The sequence below is a fragment of the Bradyrhizobium sp. PRIMUS42 genome, from assembly GCF_023006515.1.
Lineage (GTDB): Bacteria > Pseudomonadota > Alphaproteobacteria > Rhizobiales > Xanthobacteraceae > Bradyrhizobium.
Genome location: NZ_JALBGZ010000609.1, coordinates 1 through 3,806, shown reverse-complemented (window position 1 = coordinate 3,806; position 3,806 = coordinate 1). Strand labels below are relative to the sequence as shown.

Annotated in this window: 3 protein-coding genes and 1 pseudogene; 2 read left to right on the top strand and 2 right to left on the bottom strand. The window is 65.4% G+C overall.

The genetic code is table 11. The annotated features are described in order from the left end of the window. Window positions 1–162 (top strand): annotated as a pseudogene (locus tag MOV75_RS30345) (response regulator); the annotation flags it as partial. 54 nt (window positions 163–216) lie between these two features. On the opposite strand, the gene MOV75_RS30340 reads toward MOV75_RS30345, so the two are convergent. Beyond that, the gene (locus MOV75_RS30340; RefSeq protein WP_247007155.1) at window positions 217–543 is read right to left on the bottom strand and encodes a hypothetical protein; all 327 of its coding nucleotides are present in this window, start codon (window positions 541–543) and stop codon (window positions 217–219) included. 150 nt (window positions 544–693) lie between these two features. Here MOV75_RS30340 and MOV75_RS30335 point away from each other — a divergent pair, with 150 nt between their 5' ends. Beyond that, complete coding sequence (locus MOV75_RS30335) at window positions 694–1,329, top strand: response regulator transcription factor (RefSeq protein ID WP_246931233.1); 636 nt, start codon at window positions 694–696, stop codon at window positions 1,327–1,329. Window positions 1,330–1,436: 107 nt separating this feature from the next. Here MOV75_RS30335 and MOV75_RS30330 read toward each other — a convergent pair. After that, a partial coding sequence (locus MOV75_RS30330; protein WP_247007154.1) for a PAS domain S-box protein occupies window positions 1,437–3,806 on the bottom strand: 2,370 nt, incomplete at its 5' end.

Genomic DNA, 3,806 nt, shown 5'->3' with positions numbered 1-3,806 from the left:
CGGTCCGTCGGGATCGAGCTCCAGAGCCTGCCGAAGCCGCTCGACCTCGCGGCCTTGCGCATCAGCCTCGCCAATCTCGGCAAGACCGCGATGGGCCTTCCGGCGATGCACACCTGGGGTGGCGTCGCCACCGACGCGATCGTGGAACGGCACCGCGCCTAGGCCGCGGAGCTGCCATGCGGTTGGATGCGGCTGCTGGGCCGCGTTGATCGCGCTCTATGCCGGGCTACCGGATTCCGACAGACATTGCAGGGCGTGGCCAAGGCCCGCCCGGCAGGCATTGAGGGCGGCGCTCGCCGTCGCATAGCGTGGCGTGACGTCGTCGAGCACGAAAATGTCGGCGGAACCCGCCGGATCTCCCTGCGCCAAGCCTGTTTCCAGCAAGCCTGTTTCCGGCATGCCTGCTTCCATCATGGCTGCGTCGATCAGGCGCATGCTGCTCTCGATCCGTGTGATCAGAGCGCGAAGTTCGGCAGCGATCAACTGACGGCTGTCAGTTTCGGGCATCGCGACGAGTGGGGGTGTGCCAGCGAAATTTAGCATGGATATTCTCCGTACCCCGCAATTAGGCACCCTGCCGCTACTTGTGCGTTAAGTCCATGTCCCGTACAAATACGGGTGGGCCGAATCCGCGCCGAACGCCATAAACGGTTGGCGCGCACGCGAGTCCTTCATGCCAACCGGATGTGGCACATGGCCGAACAAAGCTCTCGCGGTGAAATCTTCGTCGTCGACGACGACCCTGCCGTTCGCGACACTCTGTCGATGGTGTTGAAGGCGGCGGGCTATGAGGTGATCTGTTTTGCGGACGGGGCAGCGTTGCTCTCCGTCGCGCGAAACCGCACACCGGCTGCGATCCTGCTGGACGTGAACATTCCCGGAAAGTCGGGCCTCGACATTCTGAAGGAGCTGCAAGGCGAGGATTATCCGGCGCCGATCTTCATGATCTCCGGACAGGGCGACATCGCGATGGCGGTGGGCGCGATCAAGAGCGGCGCGCTCGACTTCATCGAGAAGCCGTTCCGGGGCAGCGAGATCGTCGGCCGGCTCGACGAGGCGATCGGCGCCTATGCGCGCAGGCAGGCGGAGAACGCCTCGCCGAAATTCGGCTCGCTGCATTTCCCCGGGCGCGAACCGCTGACGCGCAGGGAGCGTGAGGTGCTCGAGCAGTTCGCGGCAGGCGCCTCCAACAAGGAAGCCGGCCGCACGCTCGGCATCAGCCCGCGCACCATCGAGGATCACCGCGCCAACATCATGAAGAAGCTCGGCGCGCGCAATGCCGCCGATCTGATCCGTATCGTGATGACCGCGGCCCAGCGCGCGTCGTAGTAAGCTCTTGTAGCCCGGGTGAGCGAAGCGACACCCGGGACCGCTGCTGCAAAGTCCCGGATATCGCTTCGCTCATCCGGGCTACGGCTGCCGTCTGCGCACGCGCCTCAAGCGCTCAGCGCCTTGCGGATGATCCGCGCCAGATCCGACTTGCGATAGGGCTTCGCCAGCAGCAGAACGCCGGAATCCAGCCGGCCGTGATGGATGATCGCATTCTCGGTATAGCCCGATGTGTAGACCACCCTGAGATCGGGGCGCGTCTTCTGGAGCTCGTCGGCGAGCTGCCGTCCGTTCATCTTGCCGGGCATGATGACGTCGGTAAACAGGAGGTCGAACGGCTTTCCGGCGGCGACGATCGCGAGCGCCTCCGCGGCGTTCGCGGCCTGCAAGGTGACGTAACCCAGCGAATGCAGCTGCGCCAGCACATAGTCGCGCACCAGCCTGTCGTCCTCGACCACCAGGATCGTCTCGTGGCCGCCCTCGATCGTCGCCGGCGTTACGCCATCACCGACCGCCGTCGGCGTCTTGCCGGGCGGCAGATACATCTTGATCGTGGTGCCGTGGCCTTCCTCGCTGTAGATCTTGATGTGGCCGGCGGACTGCTTGATGAAGCCATAGACCATCGAAAGTCCGAGCCCGGTGCCCTTGCCCGGTCCCTTCGAGGTGAAGAAGGGGTCGAACACCCTGGGCAGCATGCTCGCGGGAATTCCGGCGCCGGTGTCGCTCACGGCAATCAGTACATAATGGCCGGGGCGGACGTCGTTGACGCTGGCATAGACCTCGTCGAGATAGGCGGCGCCGGTCTCCACGATCAGCTTGCCGCCACCGGGCATGGCGTCGCGGGCGTTGAGCGCGAGGTTGAGGATCGCGGTGGTGAGCTGGTTGGGATCGACGATCGCAACGCAAATCTCGTCTTCGAACACGGATTCGATCAGGATCTGCTCGCCCAGCGTCGGCCGCAACAGTTTCGCGGTGTCGACGACCAGCGAGTTGATGTCGATCTCGCGCGGCTGGAGCGGCTGCTTGCGCGCGAAAGCGAGCAGGTGCTGGGTCAGGTCGGCGCCGCGCGCGGCGGCCTCGTCGATCATCTTGGTGATGGCCGCAAGTTGCGGCTCCTTCTCGACGGCCTCCGCGAGGATCTCGATCGTCCCGGTGATGACGGTAAGGATGTTGTTGAAATCGTGCGCCACGCCGCCGGTGAGCTGGCCGACCGCCTCCATCTTCTCGGCATGGCGGATGCGCTCGTCGGCGGCGATCTTGTCGGTGAGGTCGCGGTAGAAGACGTTGAACAGCAGGCCTTCGCGGCGCTTCAGCGCGGTGACGCTCAGCTCGGCCTTGAATTCCTTGCCGTCGCGGCGGCGGCACACGAGCTCGCGGCGGCGATTCAGTGATCTGCCGTCCTCGCTCTCCAGGAACTGCTTCAGGCCCGCCCTGACCCTCTCGCGTTCGCTCTCGGCGACGATGAGGTCGATCGTGCTCTTGCCCAGCACCTCGTCGCGGCGCCAGCCGAAGAGCTGTTCGGCCTGCGAGTTCCAGTTCAGGACGCTGCTGGTCTCGTCGGTCTGGATGAAGGCGTCGAGCGAGGTCTCGACGATGTTGCGGGCGAGCCGCTCACTCTCGCGCAGCGATTCCTGCGCGAGCCGCGCTTCCGTCATGTCGCGCCCGGCAAAGTAGAAGCGATGCGCCTTTTCGGACCAGCTGCCGAGCCAGGACAGCCAGACCTCGTGTCCGTTCTTGTGGAAGCAGCGGGTGTCGCCGAGCTTGGGGCGTTCGCCGCGCCGGAGCGCGCGCATGTCCTCGCGCGATTGCGCCAGATAGTCCGGATGAATGAAGTCGGCGCCGCTGCGGCCGATCATCTCCTCCGGCCGGTAGCCGAGAATGGTCTCGCTGCTCGGACTGATCTGCGCGACATGGCCCCGCGCATCCATGATCATGATGAGATCCTGCGAGGTGTCGAAGATCTGCCGGCGCTCCTCGATCTGCTGCTGGAGCTGCCGCTCGGCCCGCCGCGCCTCGGTGAGGCTGTGCGCGGTCCCGGAGACGCCGACGATCTCGCCCGAAGGTCCCCTGATCGGCGACAGGCTGAGCGAAATCTCGACCGGCCTGCCGTCCTTGCGCAGGCGCACCGTCTCGAACCGCTCGATCGGCTCCCCCCGCGCGATCCGCGCCAAATAGTCCTTGCCATGGGCACGGCGGTCGGGCGGGACAATAATCGAGGTGGATTTCCCGATCGCTTCATTTGCCGAATAGCCATAGAGGCGTTCGGCCGCGGGATTCCAGCCGGTGATGATGGCGTCGAGCGATTGCATCACGATCGCGTCGTCGGATGATTCGACGGCGGCGCTGAACAATTGCTCGCGCGCCGCATGATGGCTTCGCGCGGCCTCGGTGCGGCGATGCTCCCGGACCTCGCGCTCGAGTGCGGCCGTTTTCGCCCGGGTCTCTTCGACCATCCGGGCGAAAGCCCGCGCCAGCAC